The organism is Streptomyces katrae (genome assembly GCF_002028425.1).
GTDB classification, from domain to species: Bacteria; Actinomycetota; Actinomycetes; order Streptomycetales; family Streptomycetaceae; genus Streptomyces; species Streptomyces katrae_A.
This window is the reverse complement of record NZ_CP020042.1, coordinates 3,550,088-3,575,996: the sequence shown is the minus strand read 5'-3', so window position 1 is coordinate 3,575,996 and position 25,909 is coordinate 3,550,088. Positions and strand designations below refer to the sequence as shown.

The 25,909-nt window shown below is 71.1% G+C and carries 26 protein-coding genes; 15 read left to right on the top strand and 11 right to left on the bottom strand.

What is annotated here, in order from left to right:
• Positions 1-139 precede the first annotated feature (139 nt).
• Positions 140-1,300, top strand: coding sequence for a DUF2786 domain-containing protein (locus B4U46_RS16095; RefSeq protein ID WP_107438434.1), 1,161 nt, complete (start codon positions 140-142; stop codon positions 1,298-1,300).
• Here B4U46_RS16095 and tatA read toward each other — a convergent pair whose 3' ends face one another.
• Entirely contained in the window at positions 1,301-1,477 is a 177-nt protein-coding gene (gene tatA / locus B4U46_RS16090) for a Sec-independent protein translocase subunit TatA (protein ID WP_079428106.1), read from the bottom strand.
• Between the two features lie 326 nt (positions 1,478-1,803).
• Between tatA and B4U46_RS16085 the strand changes: the two genes are divergently transcribed.
• Positions 1,804-2,049 carry a DUF397 domain-containing protein gene (locus tag B4U46_RS16085; RefSeq protein WP_045946130.1) on the top strand — a complete coding sequence of 82 codons (246 nt, stop codon included), beginning with the start codon at positions 1,804-1,806 and terminating at the stop codon, positions 2,047-2,049.
• Positions 2,050-2,161: 112 nt separating this feature from the next.
• Here B4U46_RS16085 and B4U46_RS16080 read toward each other — a convergent pair whose 3' ends face one another.
• On the bottom strand, positions 2,162-2,656 hold the full coding sequence (locus B4U46_RS16080; protein WP_079428104.1) for an ATP-binding protein: 495 nt from the start codon (positions 2,654-2,656) through the stop codon (positions 2,162-2,164).
• A gap of 362 nt (positions 2,657-3,018) precedes the next feature.
• Here B4U46_RS16080 and B4U46_RS16075 point away from each other — a divergent pair, with 362 nt between their 5' ends.
• The 5 genes from B4U46_RS16075 to B4U46_RS16055 all read left to right on the top strand — a co-directional run bounded on the left by B4U46_RS16075 (position 3,019) and on the right by B4U46_RS16055 (position 7,760).
• Positions 3,019-3,897 carry a helix-turn-helix domain-containing protein gene (locus B4U46_RS16075; protein ID WP_079428102.1) on the top strand — a complete coding sequence of 293 codons (879 nt, stop codon included), beginning with the start codon at positions 3,019-3,021 and terminating at the stop codon, positions 3,895-3,897.
• A 103-nt stretch (positions 3,898-4,000) separates the two neighbouring features.
• Positions 4,001-5,458, top strand: coding sequence for an aldehyde dehydrogenase family protein (locus B4U46_RS16070; RefSeq protein ID WP_079428100.1), 1,458 nt, complete (start codon positions 4,001-4,003; stop codon positions 5,456-5,458).
• A gap of 96 nt (positions 5,459-5,554) precedes the next feature.
• Positions 5,555-6,067 (top strand): DinB family protein, encoded by a 513-nt coding sequence (locus tag B4U46_RS16065; protein ID WP_079428098.1) that lies wholly within the window; start codon positions 5,555-5,557, stop codon positions 6,065-6,067.
• Between the two features lie 86 nt (positions 6,068-6,153).
• Entirely contained in the window at positions 6,154-6,912 is a 759-nt protein-coding gene (locus B4U46_RS16060; protein WP_079428096.1) for a MerR family transcriptional regulator, read from the top strand.
• A gap of 134 nt (positions 6,913-7,046) precedes the next feature.
• Positions 7,047-7,760, top strand: coding sequence for a VTT domain-containing protein (locus B4U46_RS16055; RefSeq protein WP_079428094.1), 714 nt, complete (start codon positions 7,047-7,049; stop codon positions 7,758-7,760).
• Positions 7,761-7,926: 166 nt separating this feature from the next.
• On the opposite strand, the gene B4U46_RS16050 is transcribed toward B4U46_RS16055, so the two are convergent.
• Together B4U46_RS16050 and B4U46_RS16045 are read right to left on the bottom strand one after the other, a co-directional pair.
• The gene (locus tag B4U46_RS16050) at positions 7,927-9,567 is read right to left on the bottom strand and encodes a threonine/serine ThrE exporter family protein (protein ID WP_185117293.1); all 1,641 of its coding nucleotides are present in this window, start codon (positions 9,565-9,567) and stop codon (positions 7,927-7,929) included.
• Between the two features lie 156 nt (positions 9,568-9,723).
• Positions 9,724-10,218, bottom strand: coding sequence for an inorganic diphosphatase (locus B4U46_RS16045; protein ID WP_079431792.1), 495 nt, complete (start codon positions 10,216-10,218; stop codon positions 9,724-9,726).
• A 151-nt stretch (positions 10,219-10,369) separates the two neighbouring features.
• Between B4U46_RS16045 and dacB the strand changes: the two genes are divergently transcribed.
• The 7 genes from dacB (at position 10,370) to B4U46_RS16010 (ending at position 18,523) form a co-directional block, all read left to right on the top strand.
• Entirely contained in the window at positions 10,370-11,809 is a 1,440-nt protein-coding gene (gene dacB, locus B4U46_RS16040; RefSeq protein ID WP_079428093.1) for a D-alanyl-D-alanine carboxypeptidase/D-alanyl-D-alanine-endopeptidase, read from the top strand.
• Between the two features lie 97 nt (positions 11,810-11,906).
• Positions 11,907-13,052 (top strand): zinc-dependent metalloprotease, encoded by a 1,146-nt coding sequence (locus tag B4U46_RS16035; RefSeq protein ID WP_079428091.1) that lies wholly within the window; start codon positions 11,907-11,909, stop codon positions 13,050-13,052.
• A 191-nt stretch (positions 13,053-13,243) separates the two neighbouring features.
• Positions 13,244-14,269 (top strand): tRNA lysidine(34) synthetase TilS, encoded by a 1,026-nt coding sequence (tilS, locus tag B4U46_RS16030; protein ID WP_079428089.1) that lies wholly within the window; start codon positions 13,244-13,246, stop codon positions 14,267-14,269.
• Positions 14,270-14,335: 66 nt separating this feature from the next.
• Positions 14,336-14,896: a hypoxanthine phosphoribosyltransferase gene (hpt, locus tag B4U46_RS16025; RefSeq protein WP_007264874.1), complete on the top strand. Its 561-nt coding sequence runs from the start codon at positions 14,336-14,338 to the stop codon at positions 14,894-14,896.
• Positions 14,897-15,090: 194 nt separating this feature from the next.
• Positions 15,091-17,124: an ATP-dependent zinc metalloprotease FtsH gene (ftsH, locus tag B4U46_RS16020; protein ID WP_079428087.1), complete on the top strand. Its 2,034-nt coding sequence runs from the start codon at positions 15,091-15,093 to the stop codon at positions 17,122-17,124.
• Between the two features lie 93 nt (positions 17,125-17,217).
• Complete coding sequence (gene folE, locus B4U46_RS16015) at positions 17,218-17,826, top strand: GTP cyclohydrolase I FolE (protein WP_079428085.1); 609 nt, start codon at positions 17,218-17,220, stop codon at positions 17,824-17,826.
• A gap of 58 nt (positions 17,827-17,884) precedes the next feature.
• Entirely contained in the window at positions 17,885-18,523 is a 639-nt protein-coding gene (locus tag B4U46_RS16010) for a hypothetical protein (protein WP_237292899.1), read from the top strand.
• 17 nt (positions 18,524-18,540) lie between these two features.
• Here B4U46_RS16010 and B4U46_RS16005 read toward each other — a convergent pair whose 3' ends face one another.
• The 6 genes from B4U46_RS16005 to B4U46_RS15980 form a co-directional block, all read right to left on the bottom strand.
• Complete coding sequence (locus tag B4U46_RS16005; RefSeq protein WP_079428083.1) at positions 18,541-19,026, bottom strand: DUF3180 domain-containing protein; 486 nt, start codon at positions 19,024-19,026, stop codon at positions 18,541-18,543.
• Between the two features lie 51 nt (positions 19,027-19,077).
• Positions 19,078-19,686, bottom strand: coding sequence for a 2-amino-4-hydroxy-6-hydroxymethyldihydropteridine diphosphokinase (folK, locus tag B4U46_RS16000; protein ID WP_079428081.1), 609 nt, complete (start codon positions 19,684-19,686; stop codon positions 19,078-19,080).
• Entirely contained in the window at positions 19,683-20,042 is a 360-nt protein-coding gene (gene folB / locus B4U46_RS15995) for a dihydroneopterin aldolase (protein ID WP_042809414.1), read from the bottom strand. Before folB ends, folK begins: the two co-directional genes overlap by 4 nt.
• A 131-nt stretch (positions 20,043-20,173) precedes the next feature.
• Entirely contained in the window at positions 20,174-20,560 is a 387-nt protein-coding gene (locus tag B4U46_RS15990) for a nuclear transport factor 2 family protein (protein WP_237293330.1), read from the bottom strand.
• Between the two features lie 133 nt (positions 20,561-20,693).
• Positions 20,694-21,566, bottom strand: coding sequence for a dihydropteroate synthase (gene folP / locus B4U46_RS15985; protein ID WP_079428077.1), 873 nt, complete (start codon positions 21,564-21,566; stop codon positions 20,694-20,696).
• A gap of 77 nt (positions 21,567-21,643) precedes the next feature.
• Positions 21,644-23,491, bottom strand: a complete 1,848-nt coding sequence (locus B4U46_RS15980) for a phosphatidylglycerol lysyltransferase domain-containing protein (protein WP_079428075.1) — start codon at positions 23,489-23,491, stop codon at positions 21,644-21,646.
• A gap of 152 nt (positions 23,492-23,643) precedes the next feature.
• Between B4U46_RS15980 and B4U46_RS15975 the strand changes: the two genes are divergently transcribed.
• Positions 23,644-24,753, top strand: coding sequence for an alpha/beta hydrolase (locus tag B4U46_RS15975; RefSeq protein ID WP_079428073.1), 1,110 nt, complete (start codon positions 23,644-23,646; stop codon positions 24,751-24,753).
• A gap of 77 nt (positions 24,754-24,830) precedes the next feature.
• Here B4U46_RS15975 and B4U46_RS15970 read toward each other — a convergent pair whose 3' ends face one another.
• Entirely contained in the window at positions 24,831-25,796 is a 966-nt protein-coding gene (locus tag B4U46_RS15970) for an ABC transporter ATP-binding protein (protein ID WP_079428070.1), read from the bottom strand.
• Between the last annotated feature and the right edge of the window lie 113 nt (positions 25,797-25,909).

Here is a 25,909-nt window from a genome sequence, read left to right as displayed (position 1 = left end):
GGGCTGACAGGGGGCCGCTGCGCGGGGCCGGCTCCCCGCCCCGCCCTTTCTCCGTTTCCAGGGGCTCCGCCCCTGACCCGGCGCCTCGATCGCCGGCGGGGCCGTTCAGGGGGCGTGGCACCCTGAAGGGGTGAGTGAGATCGTCGGCCTGGTTGACCGGGCATTCGCCGCCGCCTTGTACGCCCAGGACGATGCCGGGCTCGACAGCGGGGCCTCCGTGCTGGCCGCCGGGGTGTGGGGGGACGTCGGGCGGGAGCTGGTCCGGCGGGGGGAAGGGTTTCTGCGGCGGGCCTGGGAGCGGGGGTGGCGGCCCGCGGACGTGGAGCGGCTCGTGCGGCGGGACCTCGGGGAGGTGCACCAGCGGGTCCTCGGGGACCTGGTCGCCGCCGAGGCGCGGCGGTACGGGCGGCTGCCCGACGGGTGGGGCGCCGGGGAGGTGTGGTGGTCCGGGGACGAGGCGTACGCCGACGGGCTCGCGCGGCGTGAGCGGGCCGACCGGTTCACCCTGGCCACCGCCGTCCTGGAGCTGTACCGGCTGCTGGTCCGGCTGCCGTCCGTCGAGCCGGTGGGGCCCGTCCCGGGGGATCCGGCGGGGGACCTCGCGGAGCACGCGCACATCGAGCCGCGGATGCTCGGGCGGATCCGGGCGCTGCTCGCCAAGGCCGAGGCGACCACCTATCCGGAGGAGGCCGAGGCCCTCAGCGCCAAGGCCCAGGAGCTGATGGCGCGGCACACCGTGGACGAGGCACTGCTCGCGGTGCGCGGCGGCGGGCCGGTGCAGGTGCCCGGGGCCTGCCGGATCGGGGTGGAGCCCCCGTACGAGGAGGCGAAGGCGGTCCTGCTGGACGCGGTGGCCACCGCCAACCGCTGCCGGGCGGTGTGGAACAGCGCCTTCGGGTTCTCGACCGTCGTCGGGTTCGAGAGCGACCTGGAGGCCGTCGAGCTGCTGTACACCTCGCTGCTCGTGCAGGGCACGGCCGCCATGACGCGGGCCGAGGCCGCCCAGCGGGCCGGCGGGCGCAAGCGGACCAAGACCTTCCGGCAGTCGTTCCTGCTCGCGTACGCCAGCCGGCTCGGCCGGCGCCTCGCCGAGACCGCCGAGCACACGGCCGGGGAGGCGCCCGACTACCTCCCCGCCCTGCTGGCCAGGGACGTGGCGGTCACCTCGCGGGCCGACGAGATGTTCCCGCGGACCACCACCACCCGGCTGCGCGGGGCCAGCGACCACGCGGGCTGGGAGGACGGGACCGCGGCCGCCGACGCCGCGCACATGGGAGGCAAGCGGCCCTCGCTGCCGTAGCTAGGCTGGGTCCTGGGTGGTGTTCTCCGAGCGCATCGCGCGGGCTTCCGACTTCAGGATGCGGGCCGACTTGCCCAGGGAGCGGGCCATGTCGGGCAGCTTCTTCGAACCGAACAGCATCAGGCAGACCACCAGGACGATGATCAGGTGCCAGGGCTCCAGGCCGTTGCGGAGCATGGGTACCTACTTCTTGGGTCGAGGGCGCCGGGGAGGCTGGGGCAGGAACGATGGTCTTGGTCATCGAACAGGGCCGCAAGGGGTGCGCACAAATCTGAAGAAGTCCTGAAAACCGCGGGGGAACGGGGGAACCGACCGCCGGAAACGGGCGTCGTACGCCAGGCGGCGGAGTGGTTGCCGGACTCGCTGGACGAGGTCGTGCAGGCCCTCCGCCCCTGACGGTGACCGCTGCGGCACCGCGCGTGCACGTGCATCTGCCCATGCATGCGATGGTGAACACAGCTATGATCCGGTGGAGTTGACATCTGCACTATCGGGGGCTTCCTGTGGACCACGCGTACAACGGGACGGCAGCTGCAGAACTCACTTCCCTGTATGAGCTGACCTGGCAGAAGAGCAGACACAGCAACTCGCAGGGTTCCTGCGTGGAGTTCGCCAAACTGCCCGGCGGCGACGTCGCCATGCGCAACTCGCGCTTCCCCGACGGTCCGGCGCTCGTCTACACGCCGGCCGAGATAGAGGCGCTGCTGCTGGGCGTCAAGGACGGCGAGTTCGATCATCTGATCGGCTGAAGGTACGGCGCGGGAGATCAGGCCATGCACGTGCACTGGCCGGGACCGATCGAAAGGATCGGGCCCGGCCAGTCGTGTGTGCGCGTACCGGCCCCCGGCGGGGCGGGGGCGGTCAGTCCCGGAGCAGGAACAGCGCCCAGACCACCTTGCCGGTGAGCCGTCCCGCGAGCGGGTGCCAGCCCCAGCTGTCGCTGTAGGAGTCCACCAGGAACAGTCCCCGCCCCGACTCCAGGTCGCAGTTCTCGTCCGTGCGCTCGGGCGCGAACGAGCCCCCCGGCCGGTCCTCGCTCGGATCCCGCACCGCGCACACCAGCCGGGTGCTCCACCGCATCAGGTGCAGCCGCACCGCCGCCGACTCCGGCTGTTCGCCGCCGCGGGGCCGCGCGTCGTCGGGCAGGGCGTGCCGCAGCGCGTTGGTGACGAGTTCGGAGACCACCAGCGCGACGTCGTCGAAGCGGTCGTCCAGGTCCCACTGGGACAAGGTCGATCTGGTGAAGGAGCGGGCGCCCCGCACCGCTTCGAAGCGGGCCGGCAGAGCGCAGGAGGCGGACCCGGAGACGGCCGTGGGATCGACCGGGGGCAGCCCCTGCCGTAACGGCTCGAGCATGACCGATCCAATCGTCCCCATGCGAGGCACTCCCGGGATTCGCGGACGAAGCGGTCGGCTTCGGCCAAAGAGAACTGCGGGGTGGGTCCGGCGCCGGCGCGAAGAGCACGCAGGTGCGCGGCACCATCGTTCCGAATGGCGAAGCCGGATGCAAGGGCAGATGCACGTGCACGCGCCGGACCTGTCCACTCCCGTGACGGTTCTTGCTCATTTCTTCCTACGCATACTTACGGACTTCTTTTCCGGGTCGCCGGATTCCGTTACAGAACGAGTACGGGCCGCTGCGTTTTGGTGGCAGACTGCGGCACCGGGCATACGGGGGCCCCGACGAGGCACGCGCACACCACGCGCACACCATTGCGATGGGGAGGGCAGTACTAGTGACCGCAGAAGCCAGCGGTTCTGTGGTGCGCCGCATCCTCCTGGGCTCACAGCTCAGGCGACTCCGAGAATCCCGCGGCATCACCCGTGAGGCGGCCGGCTACTCGATCCGCGCATCCGAATCGAAGATCAGCCGCTTGGAGTTGGGAAGGGTGAGCTTCAAGGCCAGGGACGTCGAAGACCTGCTGACCCTCTACGGGGTCACCGACGGCGCGGAGCGGGAGTCCCTGCTGGGGCTGGTCCGCGAGGCCAACGCCGCGGGCTGGTGGCACAGTTACGGCGACGTGCTCCCCGGGTGGTTCCAGACCTACATCGGGCTGGAGGGCGCGGCCTCCCTCATCCGCATCTACGAGGTCCAGTTCATCCACGGCCTCCTCCAGACCGAGGCCTACGCCCAGGCCGTCGTCAAGCGCGGCATGCCGAACGCCTCCGCCGCGGAGATCGACCGCCGGGTCGCGCTGCGCCTGGAGCGCCAGAAGGTCCTCGTCTCCGAGAACGCGCCCGTCTTCCACGCCGTCCTCGACGAGGCCGCGCTGCGCCGCCCGTACGGCGACCGCGACGTGATGCGCGGTCAGCTGGAACACCTGATCGACATCAGCCAGCGGCCCAACGTGCAGCTGCAGGTGATGCCCTTCTCCTTCGGCGGCCACGCCGGCGAGAGCGGCGCCTTCACCCTGCTGCGCTTCCCCGAGTCGGACCTCCAGGACATCGTCTATCTGGAACAGCTCACCAGCGCGCTCTACCTGGACAAGGAGGAGGAAGTGGCGCAGTACGCACGGGCGATGGAGCGGCTCCAGGCCGACTGCCCCGACCCCGGACAGACGCGGGATCTCCTGCGCGGACTGCTCCAACTGTCTTGAACCGCACGTACTATGACGTCTGATCAGTGCTCGACGAAGAACGAGACGAAGTAGATCGGTCTCCGGTGCAGCGCAGGGGTGCGCGCTCGCAGTAAGGGATGGCATGTCCATATTCACCGACCTGGCTCACCAGTACATAGACGGCGAATGGCTGGCCGGCACCGGTTCGTGGGACATCATCGACGTCAACCCCTACAACGGGGAGAAGCTGGCGGCCGTCACCGTGGCCACCGTCGAGCAGGTCGACCGGGCCTACCGGGCGGCCGAGCGGGCCCAGCGGGACTGGGCCGCCACCAGCCCCTACGCGAGACGCACCGTCCTGGAGCGCGCCCTCCGGATCACCGAGGAGCGCCAGAAGGAGATCGTCGAGGCGATGATCGACGAGCTCGGCGGGACCCGTCCCAAGGCCGAGTACGAGGTCCACCTCGCGATGGAGTTCCTGCGCGAGGCGATCCGGCTGGCCGTCCGCCCCGAGGGCCGCATCCTGCCCTCGACGGTCACGGGCAAGGAGAACCGCGTCCAGCGCCTGCCCGTCGGCGTCGTCGCCGTGATCAGCCCCTTCAACTTCCCGCTCCTGGTGACCCTGAAGTCGGTCGCCCCGGCGCTGGCCCTCGGCAACGCCGTGGTCATCAAGCCCAACCAGAACGCCCCGGTCTCCGGCGGCGGGATCATCGCCAAGATCTTCGAGGACGCGGGCCTGCCCGCCGGCCTGCTGAACGTCCTGGTCACGGACATCGCCGAGATCGGCGACGCGATCCTCACCCACCCCGTCCCGAAGGTCATCTCCTTCGCCGGCTCCGACCGCACCGGCCGGCACGTCGGCGCGGTCGCCGCCCGCCACTTCAAGCGGACCGTCCTGGAGCTCAGCGGAAACAGCGCCCTGGTCGTCCTCGACGACGCCGACGTCGACTACGCGGTCGACGCGGCTGTCTTCAGCCGTTTCGTCTTCCAGGGCCAGGTCTGCATGGCCGCCAACCGGATCCTCGTCGACGCCGCCGTGGCCGGGGAGTTCACCGAGAAGTTCACCGCCCGGGTCCGGGCCCTGAAGACCGGCGACCCGCGCGAGGCCGACACCCACATCGGCCCCCTGATCAACTCCTTCCAGGCCGACGCCCTGACCGCCCTCGTGGACCGCGCCGTCGAGTCCGGGGCCACGGCCCTCGTACGGGGCTCTACGCGCGGCAACCTGGTCGAGCCGACCGTCCTGGCCGGCCTCCCCGAGGACTCCCCGCTGCTGGGGCAGGAGATCTTCGGCCCCGTCGCCCTGCTGGTGGTCTTCGACGGGGAGGAGGAGGCCGTGCGCCTGGCCAACGCCACCCCGTACGGGCTCAGCGGCGCGGTGCACACCCGTGACGTCGAGCGCGGGGTCCGCTTCGCGCAGCGGATCGAGACCGGGATGATCCACGTCAACGACTCCACCATCGGCGACGAGCCGCTGACCGCCTTCGGCGGCGAGAAGGCCTCGGGACTGGGCCGGCTGGGCGGAGAGGCCACCGTGGAGGCCTTCACCACCCAGAAGTGGATCTCCGTGCAGCACGGCCGGACGACTTTCCCGTTCTAGGTCCCCGATCAAGGACAGAACCTGACCGCAAGGGCTCGTAGCGTGGTGGATGTCAGCGGGGGAGACCCCGCACCACTACGGAAAAGGCGGTCGGTCATGGCACACCCCACCCAGGAAGTCGCGGGAGACGAGCGCGCCACCCTGCTCCTCTTCGTCGAGGACCAGCGCGAGGCGCTGCGCCGGGCCGCGGCCGGGCTCACGCCCGAGCAGACCGCGAGCCGGCCCACCGCGAGCGAGCTGTCCCTGGCCGGGCTGATCAAGCACGTGGCCGAGGTCGAGCTCAACTGGCTCCGCATGGCCCAGCAGAAGCCGAACGAACACCGGCGGGCGCCCGAGGACTGGCACGAGGGCTTCCGGCTGACCGAGGGGGAGACCCTGGAGTCCGCCCTCGCGTTCTGGGACACGGTCAAGGAGCAGACGAACGGCTTCATCGAGTCGGTCCCGAGCCTGGACGACGACTTCCCGCTGCCGCCGGCCCCCTGGTTCCCCGAGAACGCCACGGTCTCGATGCGCTGGATGCTGCTGCACCTGGTCCGCGAGTTCGCCCGGCACGCGGGCCACGCGGACATCATCCGCGAGACCCTGGACGGCACGAAGGCCATGGGCTGAGCCCGCCTCCCCGAAAACCGGGCTTGCACCTCACGCGGCGTGAGGAAGCACAGTCGAGGGCGTACCCAACCGAAGGAGCGGAAGCGATGGGCTACTCCGTGGGCCAGGTCGCCGGTTTCGCCGGAGTGACGGTGCGCACCCTGCACCACTACGACGAGATCGGCCTGCTCTCCCCGAGCGGCCGCAGCGGCGCGGGCCACCGGCGTTACGACGACGCCGACCTGGACCGGCTGCAGCGGATCCTGTTCTACCGGGAGCTCGGCTTCCCGCTCGACGAGGTCGCGGTCCTGCTGGACGACCCGAGTTCGGACCCGAGGGAGCACCTGCGCCGGCAGCACGCCCTCCTGACCGACCGGATCGCCCGGCTCCAGCAGATGGCCAAGGCCGTGGAGCACGCCATGGAGGCGAAGAAGATGGGCATCAACCTCACGCCCGAGGAGAGGTTCGAGGTGTTCGGGGACAAGGACCCGGAGCAGTACGCGGAGGAGGCCGAGCGCCGCTGGGGCGGCACCGAGGCCTACGCCGAGTCGCAGCGCCGGGCGGCCGCGTACACCAAGGCCGACTGGCAGCGGATCCAGGGCGAGGTCGCCGACTGGGGTGCCCGGTACGCGGCCCTGGTGGCGGCGGGCGAGCCCGCCGACGGCGAGGCGGCCATGGACATGGCCGAGGAGCACCGGCGGCACATCTGCGACCGGTACTACGAGTGCGGATACGAGATGCACGTCTGCCTGGGCGAGATGTACGTCGCCGACGAGCGGTTCAAGGCGTTCTACGACGGTATGGGCGAGGGGGTGGCCGAGCACCTGCGGGACTCGATCACCGCCAACGCCGTGCGCAAGGCGTAGCCGGAACCTCACCGGTACCGCCCCCTCCGGTCCCTGGAACCCGGTGGGGGCGGTGTGCGTTCATAATTGAGACCGCCTGCATCGTCGCGTCCCCCACCGCAGACGTCCCTGCTGATCCAGGAGAGCCCGGAAACGTGGAACCCCTCTACACGCTTGCCCTCGGCCCCGCGTGGCTGTCCCCGGACTACCTGATCGGGGAGTACGGCCTGATCGGCATCCTGATCGTCGTCTTCGCGGAATCGGGCCTCTTCGCCTTCCTGCCTGGTGACTCCCTGCTGTTCACGGCGGGCCTCTTCACGGCCAGCGGCAGCATCAAGGAGCCGCTGTGGCTCGTGTGCACGATGATCGCGGCCTCCGCGATCATCGGTGACCAGGTGGGCTACCTGATCGGCAAGTTCTTCGGCCCGAAGCTGTTCAACCGCCCGAACAGCAAGGTGTTCAAGCGGGAGAACCTGGACGCGGCGCACGACTTCATGGCGAAGCACGGCCCCAAGGCCATCGTGCTCGCCCGCTTCGTGCCCATCATCCGCACCTTCGCCCCGATGGTCGCGGGCGCCGGCGCGATGAAGTACCGGGTCTTCCTCACGTACAACGTCATCGGCGGCATCGCCTGGGGCGCGGGCGTCACCGTCCTCGGCTACCAGCTCGGCCGCTTCGATGTCATCAAGAACAACATCGAGGCGATCTTCATCGTCATCGTGCTGATCTCCGTGATCCCGGTGATCTTCGAGGTGCTGAAGGCCCGCAAGGGCAAGAAGGCCGCCGCGGCCGCCCCGGCGCAGCCCGGCTACCCGATGGAGGAGCCGCCGCCGGCCCCCGGCCAGCGCGGCCGGCACGCCAAGCGCTGACCTGCGGGCGCGCGCCGCGCCCCCCTGCGAGGTCCTGTGTGCCCCGGAGACGCCCCGTCTCCGGGGCACAGGCGTGTCCGGACGTCCGTCCGGGGTCCCGGGCGTCCAGGCCCGCCCGGGCACGTCCGGACGCGTCCGGGGGATACCCGTCGGCCCAGGGGGAGCCTCAGAAGCCGCGGGTCCGCTTGGCCGCCGCCCGGCGCTTGGCGGCGCTGCGCGCCCCCGGGATCCGCATGAACAGCCGCGAGCCCTCGGAGCCCAGGTTCACCCCGATCGCGATCGCGAGTGCGATCGCGGCGGCGTTGGTGAGCGAGCCCAGCCCCTTGTCCAGCCGGTTCTCGGCGATCGACAGCAGTCCGAAGTACGTCGCCGAGCCCGGCAGCAGCGGGCCGATGGCGGCCGTCACGTACGGGAGCGCGGACGCGTACCGGTACCGGGAGAAGAGCTGCCCGAACAGGCCGACCAGCCCGGCGGCGATCGCCGTGGACGGGACCGGCGGCAGGTCGGCGGCCCGCAGCGCGCCGAAGGTGACCCAGGCGACCCCGCCGTTCAGGGTCACGATCCACACCGTGGAACGTTCCTGCTGGAGCAGGATCGCGAACGTGAACACCAGCACCATCGAGGCGAGGGTCTGCAGCAGCGGCCGGTGGGGGATCTGGAGCACCTCGTCCGGGTTCGGGGAGGCGCCGAACTGGAGGCCCACGTAGATCACCACGAGGACGCCGATGATGATCCCGATGAAGAGGTACATCACTTCCAGCAGCCGGGCGGACGCGGTGATGTAGAAGCCGGTCAGGCCGTCCTGCACGGCCGCCACCAGGGCCCGTCCGGGCAGCAGGGCGAACAGCCCGCCGGTGATCACGGCGGAGGCGCGCACGTCGATCTCGGCGAGCTTCAGGGCCACCCCGATCGCGGCCGGCGGCATCGCCGCCACCACGAACTGGTAGAACTCCGGCAGCCCGCGATCGGCGAAGTACCAGGCCAGCCGGTCGCCGAGGACGGCACCGAGGGCGGCGCAGAAGAACACCGTCACCCCGCCGCCGACCAGGATGGACGCGGCCCCCGCGAGCAGCCCGGCGGCGGCGGTGAGCACCCAGGTGGGGTAGGGGTGGCGGTTGCGGCGGATCACGGCCAGGCGGCGGTAGGCCTCCTCCAGGGAGATCTCCACGTCGGGCGCGCTGATGTCGTCGACCAGCCGGAAGACGGCGGAGAGCCGGGTGTAGTCGGTGCCGCGGCGCCGCACGGTGCGGCTCGCGGAGACCGGGTTGCCGACCAGGGAGGGCTGGTGGGTGATCGACAGCATGGTGAACGTGACGGTCGGCTCGGCGCGGTCGAGGCCGTAGGAGCGGGCCACGGCGAACATCGCGGCCTCCACGTCCTCGGCGCCCTCGCCGCCGGCCAGGAGCAGCTCCCCGATGCGCAGGGTGAGGTCGAGGACGCGGCCCACGGCGGGGCCGGACTCGCTCTGCCGCTGCGCCGCCTCCGGGACCGGGCGGACGTCCACCGGCATGCGCAGCATCGTGCGCATGCGGTCCTGCCAGGGGGAGGAGGCGGGGAAGGACGGCAGGGGGGCCGGGGTGTGCGCGGGCGGGGCGTGCTGGGCGCTGTAGGTGGCCGGAGCGCCGAAGCCGGAGCCCTCCGGCCCGGCGGACGGCGGCGCCAGGCCCTCGGGGAGGGCGAACTCCGACGTGGCCTGGTCCTCGTCGGGGAGCTCCGGTTCCATCCCGGGCGGCGGGGTGAAGGCGCTGTGCGCCTCGTCGGACTTCGGCTTCCGGTCTTCGGGACCGGGCCCTTCGGCCTCCGCCACGCATCCTCCCACCCTTGATCACCTGGCGGTATCAGTATGCGGAATCGTTTCCTCCGTGGCGAGACAGGCCGCCGCGAGGACCCGGAAACGCGGAAGCGGACGGCACCCGTGGAGGATGCCGCCCGCTGTCAGGCTCCAGCGTTCACCGAGCGGAGCTCAGTGGTGGCCGCCCTGGGCCTCGAGGCGCTTGTACGAGGCCTCGATCTCGGCCTCGGCCTCGGCGCGGCCCACCCAGTTGGCGCCCTCGACCGACTTGCCCGGCTCCAGGTCCTTGTAGACCTCGAAGAAGTGCTGGATCTCCAGGCGGTCGAACTCCGAGATGTGGTGGATGTCGCGCAGGTGCTCGACGCGCGGGTCGGAGGCCGGCACGCACAGCAGCTTGTCGTCGCCGCCCGCCTCGTCCGTCATGCGGAACATGCCGATCGCGCGGCACTTGATCAGGCAGCCCGGGAAGGTGGGCTCGTCCAGGATGACCAGCGCGTCCAGCGGGTCGCCGTCCTCGCCGAGGGTGTTCTCGACGAAGCCGTAGTCCGTCGGGTAGCTGGTCGAGGTGAAGAGGCGACGGTCCAGACGGATCCGGCCGGTCTCGTGGTCCACCTCGTACTTGTTCCGCGAACCCTTGGGGATCTCGATGGTGACGTCGAACTCCACGTCCTGCTCCTCCATGATCAGCTCCGGCCCGGTGCCGAAGCTTGACTGCTTCGAGACGGCATTTGATTCAACTGCGTGCGCGTCCGGCCCATCCCTGGGGTGGGGTGCCATGCTCGCGGCAAGACGCAGTGGTTAAGTGTCCCTCACGCATATGTGTGATCGCGAAAGGGGCTGGTCCGAGGTGCCATTGGTCAAGACGTGGCAGCTCATCGCGGGGTCGGCCGTCGCCGGCCTCGCCCTGTCGGCGGTGGCCGTGGCCGCCGCCGGTCCTTGGGACTCCGGCCAGCGTAAGGCCGAGCGGGACAGGGCCGCCTCCTGGAGCGCGACGGGTGGCGCAGATCACGCGGCCGGACCCCTCCCGCAGGCCGCACCGAGCGCCCCCGGCGTGCTCCAGGGCATCGCCCCGCGCACCGCCGACGCGTCCTCCGCCCTCGCCGGCGCCCTCGGGCCGCTCCTGGCCGACCCCGCGCTCGGGACCGTGCGCGGCGCCGCCGTGGTCGACGCCGCCACGGGCGCCGTGCTGTACGAATCCGGGGCGGCCGAACCCATGACCCCCGCCTCCACCGTCAAGATCGCCACCGCCGGCGCCGCGCTGGCCGCCCTCGGACCCGAACACCGCATCCGCACCACCGTGGTCCCCGGCCCCGGCGCCGGCCAGATCGTCCTCGTCGGCGGCGGCGACCCGTCCCTCACGGCCAAGAAGAAGAGCCCGGCCGGCTCCGGCGGCAGCCTCGTCGCCCTCGCCGCCGACACCGCCCGGGCGCTCAAGGCCGCCGGCACCGACACCGTCACCCTCGGCTACGACGACACCCTCTACTCGGGCCCCGTCCGCCACCCCATCGGCCGCAACGACAACCTCGCGCCCGTCACCGCCCTCACCGCCGACGAGGGCCGCCCCGACGACTCCACCGCCGGACCCGTCGAACGCAGCGAGGACCCCTCCAAGGACACCGCCCGCGCCTTCGCCGCCCTGCTGCGCGACCGGGGCATCAAGGTGACCGGCGAAGCGGCCCCCGCCAAGCCCGCCGCCGACGCCCGCCCACTGGCCACCACCCTCTCCACCCCCCTCGCCGGGCTCGTCGAACGGATGCTGACCAACAGCGACAACGACATCGCCGAGGCCCTCGCCCGCCAGACCGCCCTCGCCACCGGCAAGCCCGCCAGCTTCGAGGGCGCCGAGCAGGCCGTCTCCCAGCGGCTCGGCTCCCTCGGCGTCGACCTCACCGGCACCCGCTTCGCCGACGGCAGCGGCCTCAACCGGGCCGACAAGGTCAGCGCCCGCCTCCTGGCGGGCCTCCTCGCCAAGGCCGCCGACCCCCAGCACCCGGAGCTGCGGCCCGTCCTCACCGGACTGCCCGTCGCCGGCTTCACCGGCACCCTGCGCACCCGCAACGCCGGCACCTCCCCGGCCGCGGGCCTGCTCCGGGCCAAGACCGGCACCCTGACCGGCGTGAACTCCCTCGCCGGCACCGTCGTCGCCCCGTCCGGTCGCCTCCTGGCCTTCGCCTTCCTCACCGCGAACGCCACCGACGGCTCCGCCGCCGAAAAGGGCCTCGACAAGCTGGCCGCCGCCGTCGCCTCCACCCCCTGACCCCAGGGCCCGCCACCGCAGCCCCGCCCGCCCCACGACACCCGACGACGGGCGCCGGGGGGATCCGCCGGGGCGCCGGTCCACGTACCGTTGACGCATGACGAGCATCGGTGGTGCGGAGATGGTCGACTGGAACCTCGCGGTGGCGACCGCGACCCGGCTCGTACGGCCGGGTCCGGAGGTCAGCCGCGACGAGGCCCGGGCCGTGGTGGCGGAACTCCGCCGGCACGCGAGGACCTCCGAGGAGCACGTGCGCGCGTTCACCCGGATGATGCCCGAGGGCGCCCCCCGGCCCGACACCCCCGTCCTCGTCGTCGACCGGGCCGGCTGGGTCCGGGCCAACGTCGCGGGCTTCCGCGAACTGCTCGGCCCGCTCCTGGCCAAGATGCAGGACCGCCGCGGCACCGCCCCGGGAGGCGCCGTCCTCGGAGCCGTCGGCGGCAAGGTCACCGGCGTCGAGCTCGGCATGCTGCTCAGCTTCCTGGCCTCCCGCGTCCTCGGCCAGTACGAGACCTTCGCGCCGGCCGCCACCGACCTGCCCGGCGACCCCGCCACCGGCGGCCGGCTGCTGCTCGTCGCCCCCAACATCGTCCACGTGGAGCGCGAGCTGGAGGTCAGCCCGCACGACTTCCGGCTCTGGGTCTGCCTGCACGAGGAGACGCACCGCACCCAGTTCACCGCCGTCCCGTGGCTGCGCGCCCACCTGGAGGCAGAGATCCAGGCCTTCCTCGGCGCCACCGAGATGGACCCCGGAGCCCTCCTGGAACGGCTGCGCGAAGCCGTCCAGTCCTTCGCGGGAGCCCGCCCCGACGGCGAGCGCGGCGACGAGGCCCACTCCTTCGTCGAACTCGTCCAGAGCCCCCTGCAGCGCGAGGTGCTCGGCCGGCTCACCGCCGTCATGTCCCTGCTGGAAGGCCACGCCGACTTCGTCATGGACGGCGTCGGCCCCGACGTGGTCCCCTCCGTCGCCGAGATCCGCGAGAAGTTCCAGCAGCGCCGCGCCACCGGCGCCGGCCGCCTGGACGCCGCCCTGCGCAAGCTCCTCGGCCTCGACGCCAAGCTCCGCCAGTACCGCGACGGCGAGCGGTTCGTGCGCGCCGTCGTCGGCGAGGTCGGGATGGACGGCTTCAACCGCGTGTGGACCTCCCCCAACACGCTGCCGACCAAGTCGGAGATCGCCAAGCCCTCGGACTGGGTGGCGCGCGTGCACCGCAAGGGGAGCGCGGGGCGCGAAGAGGGGTGACTCGGGAGGCGTAAACATGTCCCACTGGGGGAAGCAGCATCACCCTTCCGAGGGACCGTGAGCCGTTGCAGGGCGTGCGATGCTCGGGGAACGGCTCGCTTCTGTCACCATCGACGCACTCTGAGTGACCACTCCGCGCGAGCTACACCCCGAAGCCTCCGAGCATCCGAACTCCACGAAGGGCACCGGACATGGGTCCCCATCCTGCGGTCGCGGCGATACGCCTGGCGGTCCGCCGCGTACTCCACGACGTCCTCACCGACCTGACCGACCCCACGGGCCGTGCGGCCGCGACCCCGCCGCTCGTCCTCGTCGCCTGCTCCGGCGGCGCCGACTCCATGGCGCTCGCCTCCGCCCTCGCCTTCGAAGCCCCCAAGCTCGGCATCCGGGCCGGCGGAATCACCATCGACCACGGCCTCCAGCCCGGCTCCGACCTGCGCGCCGCGGAGGTCGTCAGCCGCATGACCGCGCTCCGCCTCGACCCGGTGGAGTCCGTCGCCGTGCGCGTCGGCCGCGACGGCGGACCCGAGGCCGCCGCCCGCGACGCCCGCTACGCCGCCCTCGACGAGGCCGCCGACCGGCTCGGCGCCGCCGCCGTGCTGCTCGGCCACACCCGCGACGACCAGGCGGAAACCGTCCTGCTGGGCCTCGCCCGCGGCTCCGGCATCCGCTCCCTGTCCGGCATGGCCGAAGTCTCCGGAGGCCCCGGCCGCACCAGGCGCTATCGCCGCCCCTTCCTCCACATCGACCGGCAGACCGCCCGCAAGGCCTGCATGGTCCAGTCCCTCCCCGTCTGGGACGACCCGCACAACATCGACCCCGCCTACACCCGCTCCCGGCTGCGCCACGAGGGACTGCCCGCCCTGGAGAAGGCGCTCGGCAAAGGGGTCGTGGAAGCGCTCGCCCGCACCGCCCAGCTCTCCCGCGACGACGCCGACGCCCTCGACGCCTGGGCGGCCGACGCCGAGGCCGGCGTGACCGACGCCGACGGCCGCCTGGAGTGCGCCAAGCTGTACGCCCTGCCGCCCGCCGTGCGCCGCCGCGTGCTGCGCCGTGCCGTGGTCGCGGCGGGGTCCCCGGCCGGCTCCCTCTTCGCCCGCCACATCGAGGAAGTCGACCGGCTCATCACCGGATGGCGCGGTCAGGGGGCCATCAACCTGCCCGGCCGCGTCGAGGCCCAGCGGCAGGGTGGCAGACTTGTCATCCGGCAGGGCTGATTGGTGCTGAGACACGGCTGAGTCCTCCGGGGACGACCTCCGGAGCCCCGGCCGACAACGAAAGTGATGCGGGTGGACGAGAAGGACATGGGCAACGACCTCCAGTCGGTGCTCATCACCAAGGAAGAGATCGACGCGAAGCTGGCCGAGCTGGCCGCGAAGATCGACGCGGAGTACGCGGGCAAGGACCTGCTCATCGTCGGTGTGCTCAAGGGCGCCGTGATGGTGATGGCGGACCTGGCGCGCGCCTTGTCCACCCCGCTCACCATGGACTGGATGGCGGTGTCCTCGTACGGTGCCGGAACCCAGTCCTCGGGCGTGGTGCGGATCCTCAAGGACCTGGACACCGACATCAAGGACAAGCACGTCCTGATCGTCGAGGACATCATCGACTCCGGCCTGACCCTGTCCTGGCTGCTGTCGAACCTGGGCTCCCGCCAGCCGGCCTCCCTCAAGGTCGTCACGCTGCTGCGCAAGCCCGAGGCCGCCAAGGTCGCCATCGACGTCGAGTGGGTCGGCTTCGACATCCCCAACGAGTTCGTCGTCGGCTACGGCCTCGACTACGCGGAGAAGTACCGCAACCTGCCGTTCGTCGGGACGCTCGCCCCGCACGTCTACGGCGGCTGAACCCCCTTCGTCACCGCAATCGCCCCCGGGGGGAACCCGGGGGCGATTCCCGCCGTTGGAGGAGAAGGCGGACCTGTCGGCCGTCCCACGGGGCGGCGGGTGACAATACAGGGGTACATTCCGAAGAACAGTCTTTACTCACAGCAGCATTTACCTACGGGCAGGAGGGACGGGGTGCCCGGCACCCCGTATGGATGGACGTGAAGCGATACTTCCGTGGGCCGGTCATGTGGATCGTGCTGGCCGTCCTCGCCGTGGTCGTGTTGATGAACGTCGTCGGCTCCGGCGGCGGCTACAAGTCGGTGGAGACCAGCGAGGTCATCAAGGCGATCAACAGTGGCCAGGTCGACAGCGCCAAGCTGACCACCGGCGACAGCCAGATGATCAAGATCGAGCTGAAGAAGGGCCAGAAGCTCGACAACAACAGCGGCACCAAGTTCCAGGCCAACTACATCGGGGACCAGGGCGTCCAGCTCGCCCAGAACCTCCAGACCAAGTACGAAGCCGGTCAGATCCCGGACGGCTACTCCGTCACGCCGGACAAGACCAGCCCGTTCCTGAGCGTGCTGCTCTCGCTCCTGCCCTTCGTCCTCATCGTCGTCGTCTTCCTGTTCCTGATGAACCAGATGCAGGGCGGCGGCTCCCGGGTCATGAACTTCGGCAAGTCCAAGGCGAAGCTCATCACCAAGGACACCCCGAAGACGACGTTCGCCGACGTCGCGGGCGCGGACGAGGCCGTCGAGGAACTCCATGAGATCAAGGAGTTCCTGCAGGAGCCGGCGAAGTTCCAGGCCGTCGGCGCCAAGATCCCCAAGGGTGTGCTGCTCTACGGCCCGCCCGGAACCGGCAAGACCCTGCTCGCGCGTGCCGTCGCGGGCGAGGCCGGCGTGCCGTTCTACTCGATCTCCGGTTCCGACTTCGTCGAGATGTTCGTCGGCGTCGGCGCCTCGCGCGTGCGCGACCTGTTCGAGCAGGCCAAGGCGAACGCCCCGGCCATCGTCTTCGTCGACGAGATCGACGCCGTCGGCCGGCACCGCGGCGCGGGCCTCGGCGGCGGCCACGACGAGCGCGAGCAGACCCTCAACCAGCTGCTCGTCGAGATGGACGGCTTCGACGTGAAGGGCGGCGTCATCCTGATCGCCGCCACGAACCGCCCCGACATCCTCGACCCGGCGCTGCTGCGCCCGGGCCGCTTCGACCGGCAGATCGCGGTCGACCGCCCGGACATGCAGGGCCGTCTGGAGATCCTCAAGGTCCACCAGAAGGGCAAGCCGGTCGCACCGGACGTCGACCTCTCGGCCGTCGCCCGCCGCACCCCCGGCTTCACGGGTGCCGATCTGTCCAACGTCCTGAACGAGGCCGCGCTCCTGACGGCCCGCTCGGACCGCAAGCTGATCGACAACCACATGCTGGACGAGGCGATCGACCGCGTCGTGGCGGGCCCGCAGAAGCGGACCCGGATCATGTCCGACAAGGAGAAGAAGATCACCGCGTACCATGAGGGCGGACACGCCCTGGTCGCGGCGGCCTCCCCGAACTCCGACCCGGTGCACAAGATCACGATCCTGTCCCGCGGCCGGGCCCTGGGCTACACCATGGTCCTGCCCGACGAGGACAAGTACTCGACCACCCGCAACGAGATGCTCGACCAGCTCGCGTACATGCTGGGCGGCCGCGCGGCCGAGGAACTGGTCTTCCACGACCCGACCACGGGCGCCGCGAACGACATCGAGAAGGCCACGGCGACGGCCCGCGCGATGGTCACCCAGTACGGCATGACCGAGCGCCTCGGCGCGATCAAGTTCGGCGGCGACAACACCGAGCCGTTCCTGGGCCGCGAGATGTCGCACCCGCGGGACTACTCGGAAGAGGTCGCGGCGCTGGTCGACGAAGAGGTCAAGAAGCTCATCGAGACCGCGCACAACGAGGCCTGGGAGATCCTGGTCGAGAACCGGGACGTCCTGGACAACCTCGTCCTCGCCCTCCTGGAGAAGGAGACGCTGGGCAAGGAGGAGATCGCCGAGATCTTCTCCACGATCGTCAAGCGCCCGGCCCGCCCGGCGTGGACCGGCTCGGCCCGCCGCACCCCCTCCACCCGTCCGCCGGTGCTCTCTCCCAAGGAGCTCCAGCTGACGAACGCCGCCAACGGCACCTCGGCCTCGGCCCAGACCGCCGTGTCGGTGGAGAAGTCCCCCGAGCCCTCCCCGGAGGACCGCCCGGAGGTCTGATCAGGTCCGGAATGGATGCCGCGCCCCCCAGGTTCTAGCCTGGGGGGCGCGGCACTTTTGTACGCCGCCCGCGCACACAGGAACGAGGATGAGATGACCGACCCAGTGACCCTGACCGGTGACGAGGGCACGATCGGCGAGTTCGACGAGAAGCGCGCCGAGGCGGCGGTCCGCGAGCTCCTGATCGCGGTCGGCGAGGACCCGGACCGCGAGGGCCTCATGGAGACCCCGGCGCGCGTGGCGCGGGCGTACAGGGAGATCCTGGCCGGCCTGCGGCAGAAGCCCGAGGACGTCCTCACGACGGTCTTCGACCTGGGACACGACGAGCTGGTCCTCGTGAAGGACATTGAAATCGTATCTCTGTGCGAACATCACCTGTTGCCGTTCCACGGCGTGGCCCATGTCGGCTACATCCCGGCCGAGAGCGGGAAGATCACCGGGCTGTCCAAGCTGGCCCGTCTCGTGGACGTCTTCGCGCGCCGCCCGCAGGTGCAGGAGCGTCTCACCACGCAGGTCGCCGACTCCCTGATGGAGATCTTGGAGGCGCGCGGCGCGATCGTGGTCATCGAGGCCGAGCACATGTGCATGTCGGTCCGGGGCATACGCAAGCCCGGTGCCAAGACGACCACCTCCGCGGTCCGCGGTCAGCTCCGCGACCCCGCGACGCGGGGCGAGGCCATGAGTCTGATCATGGCGCGCTAGCCGGATTGTCAGTGCTGCCCGCTACGGTCCCCCTCCGCGAACCGATGGAGGGGGACCGATGCTTTGGGGGTTACCGAGCAAGCAGACCGTCAATGCCGTGGGAGGGCGATTGCGGGCGTGCGACGTGCGGCCGGGCCACCGGTTGTGGACGCTGCGCGACGGCCGCACGAGCCAGACGGTGGTCACTGCCGTGGAGGCGGCCAAGACCCGCTCCGTAGTCGATGTGACCACGGACCACGCCACCTTCGCGGCGGGCCCGGACCAGCTCCTGAGCACTCCCGACGGCTGGACCCATGCGCGCGATGCCACTGGCACGGTGGTCGCCTGGGCGCACGCACGGAAGCTCTGTCGGGAACGGCTTTCCATCGTGCCGGGATACCAGCTCGGCTACCTGATCGGGGCGACGTGTTCCGACGGCACGTTCGTGGAGCTCTCCGAGGTCATCGGCGCGCGCTTCACGCCGTGCACCAACGGAGCGGCGTCACATCTCGTGGTCGCCGACAGCTGGCCGACGAGGGGTACGTTCCGGCCGGAGGCGCATCCGGTTGACCTCGAAGAGTCCACATGGGTGGGGGTCGGCGCGGTCACGGAGCGGGTGCCGAGCAGGAAGCCGTCCGTGGTCTACCGCTTCCGCCTCGACCCCCACCCGACGTTCCTCGTGAACGGTCACCTCGTGCGGACGCCCTGGCCGCGTTAGCCCTGGGGCGAGGCGCATCAGGCCGTCGCGTGGGCCTTGCCGGGGTCTTCGTCTTCCGGGAGTTTCAGGACGTGTTCCAGGAAGAGGGCCGCCGCGACGACCGCGGCGCCCGCCAGGACCGAGCCGCCCGCGTACCAGGTCTGGTCGCGGCGGGCCGGGACGTCCAGGGAGTCCGTCAGGAGGAAGACGCCGACGCCGCCGTACATGCCGGCGACCAGGGCGGCCACCAGGGCGCTGGCCTGGCCGAAGACCACCGCGCGGGCCGCCATCAGCGGCTCCACGCCCTTGGCCCCCGGGCGGCGCTCGCGCTGGGCCTTCAGGCGGGCGCGCAGGGACAGGGCCGTGGCGAACAGCACCACCGCGATGACCGCCAGCACGATCGGCGCGGCCAGCGGGACGCCCGGCAGGGTGCCGTAGGCGTTCCACAGGCGGGCGCCCGCCCAGGACAGCACCCCGGCGATCACGAAGATGCCCGCCAGGACCGCCGGCCTCAGTTGCTTCACGTTGCCCGTCCCCTGTTCCGTGCGGTGTCGGCTACCTGAACACGCTAACGGCTATTCCGGGAGACGGAGTTCCAGGTCGCTCCGCGGCGTGACCCCGCTCATGCCGATCGCGGCCAGCAGGCCGGCGACGGGGCCGCGGCCGGGGAGCCGGGCCTCGGGGGCGATGTCGTTCCAGGGGGCCAGGACGAAGGCCCGCAGGTGCGCCCGCGGGTGCGGGAGGGTGAGGACGGGGTCGTCGGAGACCACGTCCGCGTAGGCGACGATGTCCACGTCGATGGTGCGCGGCCCCCAGCGCTCCTCGCGGACCCGGTCGAAGGCCTCCTCGACGGCGTGCGCCCGCTCCAGGAGCGAGGACGGCGGGAGGGTGGTCTTCAGGGCGATGACCGCGTTGAGGTACGAGGGCTGCGAGCCCGGCTCGACGCCCCAGGGCTCGGTCTCGTAGACCGGGGAGACGGCCTTGACCCGCAGGCCGGGGGTGTCGCCGAGGGCGTCGATGGCGCCCTGGAGGGTCTCCAGCCGGTTGCCCAGGTTCGCGCCGAGCGCGATCACGGCCCATTTGGGGTTGGAGAGGGTGACGTCGGCCGCGTCGACCGCCTCGACGACGGACGCGGGGACGGGCTGGACCGTGGGGTCGCTCTGGGCGTTCTGTCCGTTGTTCACACGCGGCTCCGGGTGATCGTGATGGTCACGTCGTCGAAGGGCACGGTGATCGGCGCGTCCGGCTTGTGGACGACGACCTCCACCTGGGCCACGGCTTCGTGCTTGAGGCACTGCTGGGCGATCCGCTCGGCCAGGGTCTCGATCAGGTCCACGGGCTCGCCCTGGACGACGTCGACGACCTCCTCGGCCACGACCCCGTAGTGCACGGTCTTGGCCAGGTCGTCCCCGGCGGCCGCCGGGCGGGTGTCCAGGTGCAGCACGAGGTCGACGATGAAGGTCTGGCCTTCTTCGCGTTCCCGGGGGAAGACGCCGTGGTGCCCGCGAGCCTTGAGGCCGCGCAGCGCGACACGATCCACGCGAATCACTCCTGCTTTCGTAGGTGCTTCCGGTCCCGGGACTCCCCGGGGCCTTGGGCCTACGCCGAGTGCGGTCGGCGTCGTCCACCTTCGAATTTACCTGCGACAGACGTCCGCCCCCGCCCTTGGGGTCAGTCGGAGGCCTCTTCCTCCTCGTCATCGGAGTCCGTGAGCACCGGAGAACCGTGGTGGGACCAGAGGCGCCAGCCCTCCGGTGTGCGTCGGAACACATTCGTGGCGACCACCAGCTGGCCGACGAGCGGACCGAGTTCCCCGGCCTCCTCGGCGGGGCCCCCGCTGAGGATGTTCTCGGTGCAGGTGACCAGGGCGGTGTCGCCTATGAGGGTCACCTTGGTGTCGGTGAGGAAGAACTGGATGTACTCGGTGTGCGACATGATCAGCGCGTACGAGCGCAGCACCTCGCCCCGGCCGGAGAGCACGGGCCAGCCGGGGTGGACACAGGAGATCTCGTCCTCGAGCCAGAGCGCCGACAGTGCGTCGAAGTCCCCCCGCTCCATGGCCTCGTAGAAGGCCGCGTTGACCTCTTCGACGGCTTCGATGTCGGTAAGGCTCACCGTTCCCCTTCCCTGTGCGTCCGGTCGCCGGTCCGCTCCGTCCGCTCGGTCGGCGCGGTCCGGTCGGCCCGGCGGGTCACAGAGCCCCTTCCACGGCGCGGGCCACCCGAACCGCGTCGGCGGTCGCCCGTACCTCGTGCACCCGTACGGCCCACGCACCCTGGTGGGCGGCGATGGCCGAGACGGCGGCCGTGGCGGCGTCCCGTTCGCGGGCGGGCGGCGGGGCGGCGTCGGCGGTGCCGGCCAGGACGCGGCCGAGGAAGCGCTTGCGCGAGGCGGCGACGAGGAGGGGGAAGCCGAGGGCGCGCAGCTCGGGGAGGCGGGCGACGAGGGCCAGGTCGTGTTCGGCGTTCTTGGCGAAGCCCAGGCCCGGGTCGACGACGATCCGCTCGGGGGCGATGCCGCCGGAGACGACGGCGTCGATGCGGGCGCGGAGCTCGGCGGTGACCTCGCCGAGGACGTCGTCGTAGACGGCGAGGCTGTTCATGTTGTCGCTGAACCCGCGCCAGTGCATGACGACGAAGGGGACGTCGGTGGCGGCGACGGCGGGGATCATGCGGGGGTCGGCGAGGCCGCCGCTGACGTCGTTGACGAGGCGGGCGCCGGCCGCGACGGCCTGTTCGGCGACGGTGGCGCGCATGGTGTCGACGGAGACGGCGACGCCTTCGGAGGCGAGGCCGCGGACGACGGGGACGACCCGGCGGAGTTCTTCTTCGGCGTCGACGCGGGTGGCGCCGGGGCGGGTGGACTCGCCGCCGACGTCCACGAGGTCGGCGCCCTGGGCGACGAGGTCGAGGCCGCGCTTGACGGCGGCGGTGGTGTCGAACCAGCGGCCGCCGTCGGAGAAGGAGTCGGGGGTGACGTTGACGACGCCCATGACCGCGCAGCGGTCCCAGTCGGGGAGCCCGGCCACCAGGCCCCTGGGGGCGGGTCCGCGGTTCGTGTTCATGGGGTCCAGGGTAGATCCCGGACGGCGGAACGCCCCCGGGCCCTGGTGGGCGCGGGGGCGTTCGGGGTGCCGGGCGGTCAGGCCGCCTGGACCTCGCGGTCCGGCTGGGCGGGGATCTCGGCGTGCGCATGGGCGCAGGGGCGGGGCTTCTTCGGGCGGCGGCGGCTCTCGAAGAGGCGGGGGATGGCCAGGGTGACGAAGCCCTCGGCCTGCATCACGGCGAAGCCGATGCGCGGCAGGTCGCGGTGGTGCCGGTAGACCATGAAGCGGGGCTCCCAGCGGGGGCGGAACTTCTCGTTGAACTTGTACAGCGACTCGATCTGGAACCAGCGCGAGAGGAAGACGAGCAGGCTGCGCCAGGCGCGCAGGACCGGGCCGGCGCCGATCTTCTCGCCGCGGGCCAGGGCCGCGCGGAACATCGCGAAGTTCAGCGAGACCTTCTCGATCTTCAGTTCGGGGGCCTGCTGGAGGGCGGCGACGATCAGCAGCTCGTTCATGCCCGGGTCGGCGCCGCGGTCACGGCGCATCATCTCCAGCGACATGCCGTCCTTGCCCCACGGCACGAAGTGCTGGATGGCCTTGAGGTCGCCGAAGGGGCTGCTGTCGCCCTCCTCCACGCGGTGCGCGGTGGCGATGATGCAGTCGCCGTCGTCCGGGTCGCCGATCCGGCCCAGGGCCATGGAGAAGCCGCGCTCGGTGTCCGTGCCGCGCCAGGCCTCGGCGGCGCCGCGCACCTGGGACAGCTCGAACTCGTTGAGCTCGCTGACCCGGCGGACCTTGGTGGTGTAGCCGTTGCGCTCGATGCGCTTCACCATCTGGCGGACGTTGCGCATGGGGCGTCCGGCGAGGGAGAAGTCTTTGACGTCGACGATGGCTTCGTCGCCGAGCTCCAGGGCGTCCAGGCCCGTCTCGCGGGTCCAGACCTCGCCGCCGGTCTCGCTGCAGCCCACGACGGCCGGGGTCCAGGAGTGGGCCTTGGCCTCCTCCATGAACCGCTCGATGGCGCCGGGCCAGGCCTCGACGTCGCCGACGGGGTCGCCGGAGGCGAGCATCACGCCGGAGACGACGCGGTAGGTGACGGCGGCCTTGCCGCTGGGGGAGAAGACGACGGCCTTGTCGCGGCGCAGCGCGAAGTGGCCGAGGGAGTCGCGGCCGCCGTGCTTGGCGAGGAGCTCGCGCAGCTTGGCCTCGTCGTCCGCGGTGAGCTGCGCGGCCGGGTGCTCGGGGCGGAAGGCGAGGTAGATCGTGGTGACGGCGGTCAGCATGCCGAGGGCGCCGAGGGAGTAGCCGACGGTCCAGCTCACCCGTCCCGCGTAGTCGACCGGGCCTTCGAAGCCGAAGAGGCCGTAGACCACGTGGGTGATCTGCTCGTAGAGGCTGGGGTGGCCGACGACCTTGTTCGGGTGGACGTTGACGATGACCAGGCCCAGGCCGATGGAACCGGCGCTCATCAGCACGAAGTTCGCGAGTGCCTTCCAGCGGCTGCGCGGGTCCGGCAGGGCCTTGAATTCACCCTGGTGGCGTACGAGGAGTGCGAGCAGCACCGCCGAGATGACCACGCTGACGAACGAGTGGCGGTAGGCGAACTGCGCGACGGCACCGGCCGGCAGCAGGATGACGGCGGCGCGCCAGGCGCGCCGCTTGTTCCGCTTGAGTCCGTGCGCGAGCAGCAGGATCAGGACGCCCGCGCTGATGGAGAGGGCCGCGGCGAAGGGGCCCAGGGAGCCGGGCAGCACCTCGGTGACCGCGTGGAACCGGCTGTGGCGGAATCGCGGGAAGACGCCCGCCGCGATGTCCAGAAGGCCGACGATCATGACGGCCGTACCTACGAGGCCGGGCACCGACTCCGGCCTGGGTCCGCGGAAGATTCGCCGGACCTTACTCGGAACCTGTCCCGACTTATCGCCATCTATCCTGCTAGACATCGCTTCCCGTTGCTCCGCGAGAGATCATGTGGCCGAAGGCCGCGACAGCCTCCGGGGTGTGGTGCGTCCACTAGGACGACATCGAGGAGGAGCGGGTTCACTCTTCCGTCGGAAAAATCCAGTCCTGCCATCAGAAAGTCGACTGACTGCTCATGGGTCTCACCAGTAATGCCGTTCTGGTCCTGGCCATCATCGCCGGTGTAGCGCTGTTCGCGGTGACGGTCTGGCTCTGGCCGAAGCTCTCGGGCCGCACCTGGCGGTCGGTCCTCGGCCGGATCGGCCTCCTGCTCGCGACCCAGCTGGCGCTGTTCTCGGCCGTCGGTCTCGCCGCCAACAAGTCGTTCCTCTTCTACGGTTCCTGGGCCGACCTGTTCGGCCAGCAGACGGCCATCGGCAAGGTCGTCGACCACTCGATGAGCAGCAAGGACATCAAGGTCCTCGACAAGCAGAAGCTGGACGTCCCCGGGGGCGGCCAGCCCCAGGTCGGTGGTCAGATCCTGAAGGTCGCCATCACCGGGCAGAAGTCGAAGATAACGAGTCCCGGCTACGTCTGGCTGCCGCCGGAGTACTTCCAGCCGCAGCACAAGGACAAGAACTTTCCCGCCTCCATCGTTCTGACGGGTTACCCCGGTACGGCCGAAAACCTGATCAAAGGGCTGAACTACCCCATGACGGCCTTCAAGCAGGCCAAGCAGGGCAAGATGAAGCCGATGATCCTGGTGATGCTGCGCCCGACCATCGCGCCGCCGCGTGACACCGAGTGCGTGGACATACCGGGCGGCCCGCAGACGGAGACCTTCTTCGCGCAGGACCTGCCGCAGGCCATCCAGGGTACCTTCCGGGTCGGCAAGAAGCCGCAGAACATGGGCTTCATCGGCAACTCCACGGGCGGCTACTGCGCCCTGAAGATCGCCGCGCACCACCCGCAGGTCTTCGGCGCCGCCGCGGGCCTGTCCGCGTACTACAAGGCGGCGGACGACCCGACGACCGGTGACCTCTTCCGCGGCGACGAGAAGCTGAAGAAGGCCGCGGACGTGCTGTGGAGCGTGGAGAACAAGAAGCCCACCGGCACCTCCTTCCTCGTGACCACGAGCGAGAAGGGCGAGGACAACCTGCACGACACCAAGAAGTTCATCAAGCTGGTCAAGGGTCCGGACCGGGTCTCCTCGATCATCCTCGACAGCGGCGGCCACAACTTCAACACCTGGCGCCGCGAGATCCCGCCGATGCTGGTGTGGATGAGCAGCCGCATGCAGGCCTGAGGCCGGGAAGCAGTACCGGGCGGTTCCCGCCCGCGCACCACCGGGGCCCGACGTCCGTCGGGCCCTTCGTCATGCCGTCATGCGGCGGGCGGCTCGGCCCGGCGCAGCGCCCGGTGGACGCCTTCCGGGGTCAGTACGCCGACCAGTGCCCCGGACTGCGGGTCCGTGACCCCGATGCGGCCCGCGTCCTCCTGGAGCAGGGCCGCCAGGGCCTCCCGCAGCGAGGCCCCCAGTGCCACGGACGCGGCCGGCGCCTCGCCGTCCCGCGCCGCCGTGAGGTCGGCCTCCCCGACGGGGGTGACCGCGAGCCGCTTGAGGCCCCGGTCGGCGCCGACGAAGGAGGCCACGTAGTCGGTCGACGGCGCGCCGAGGACGGCCGCCGGGCGGGCGAACTGCTCGATGGTGCCCTCCCCGTAGACCGCGATCCGGTCGCCGAGCCGGACGGCCTCCTCCAGGTCGTGGGTGACCAGCAGGATCGTCTTGCGGACGGTGTTCTGCAGGGCGAGGAACTCGTTCTGGAGCCGCTCGCGCACCACCGGGTCCACCGCGCCGAACGGCTCGTCCATCAGCAGCACCGGCGGGTCCGCCGCGAGGGCCCGGGCGACCCCGACGCGCTGGCGCTGCCCGCCCGAGAGCTGCTCGGGGTAGCGGCCGCCGAAGACGGCCGGATCCAGTCCGACGAGTTCGAGGAGCTCGGCCGCCCGGGCGCGGGCCTTGGCCTTCGGGGTGCCGGTCAGCTGCGGCACGGTCGCCGTGTTCTCCAGCACCGTCTTGTGCGGGAAGAGCCCGACCTGCTGGATGACGTACCCGATGCGGCGCCGCAGCTCGACCGGGTCGGCGGCGGAGATGTCCTCGCCGTTCAGCAGGATCCGGCCCGAGGTGGGCTCGATGAGGCGGTTGACCATCTTCATCGTGGTCGTCTTGCCGCAGCCCGACGGGCCCACCAGGGTGACCAGCTCGCCCTCCGCGACCTCGAACGACAGGTCCTCCACGGCCGTCGTCCCGTCGGGGTACCGCTTGGTCACATGCTCGAATCGGATCACCCCGCCATCCTCCCCCACCGGTGCGCACGCATGGGCGAAGGCTTTGTGAGGGGAGTGTTGCACGTGTGCGAATGATTCCGGCCAGAGCGGGTGCTGGGGGTTATGGTCACACT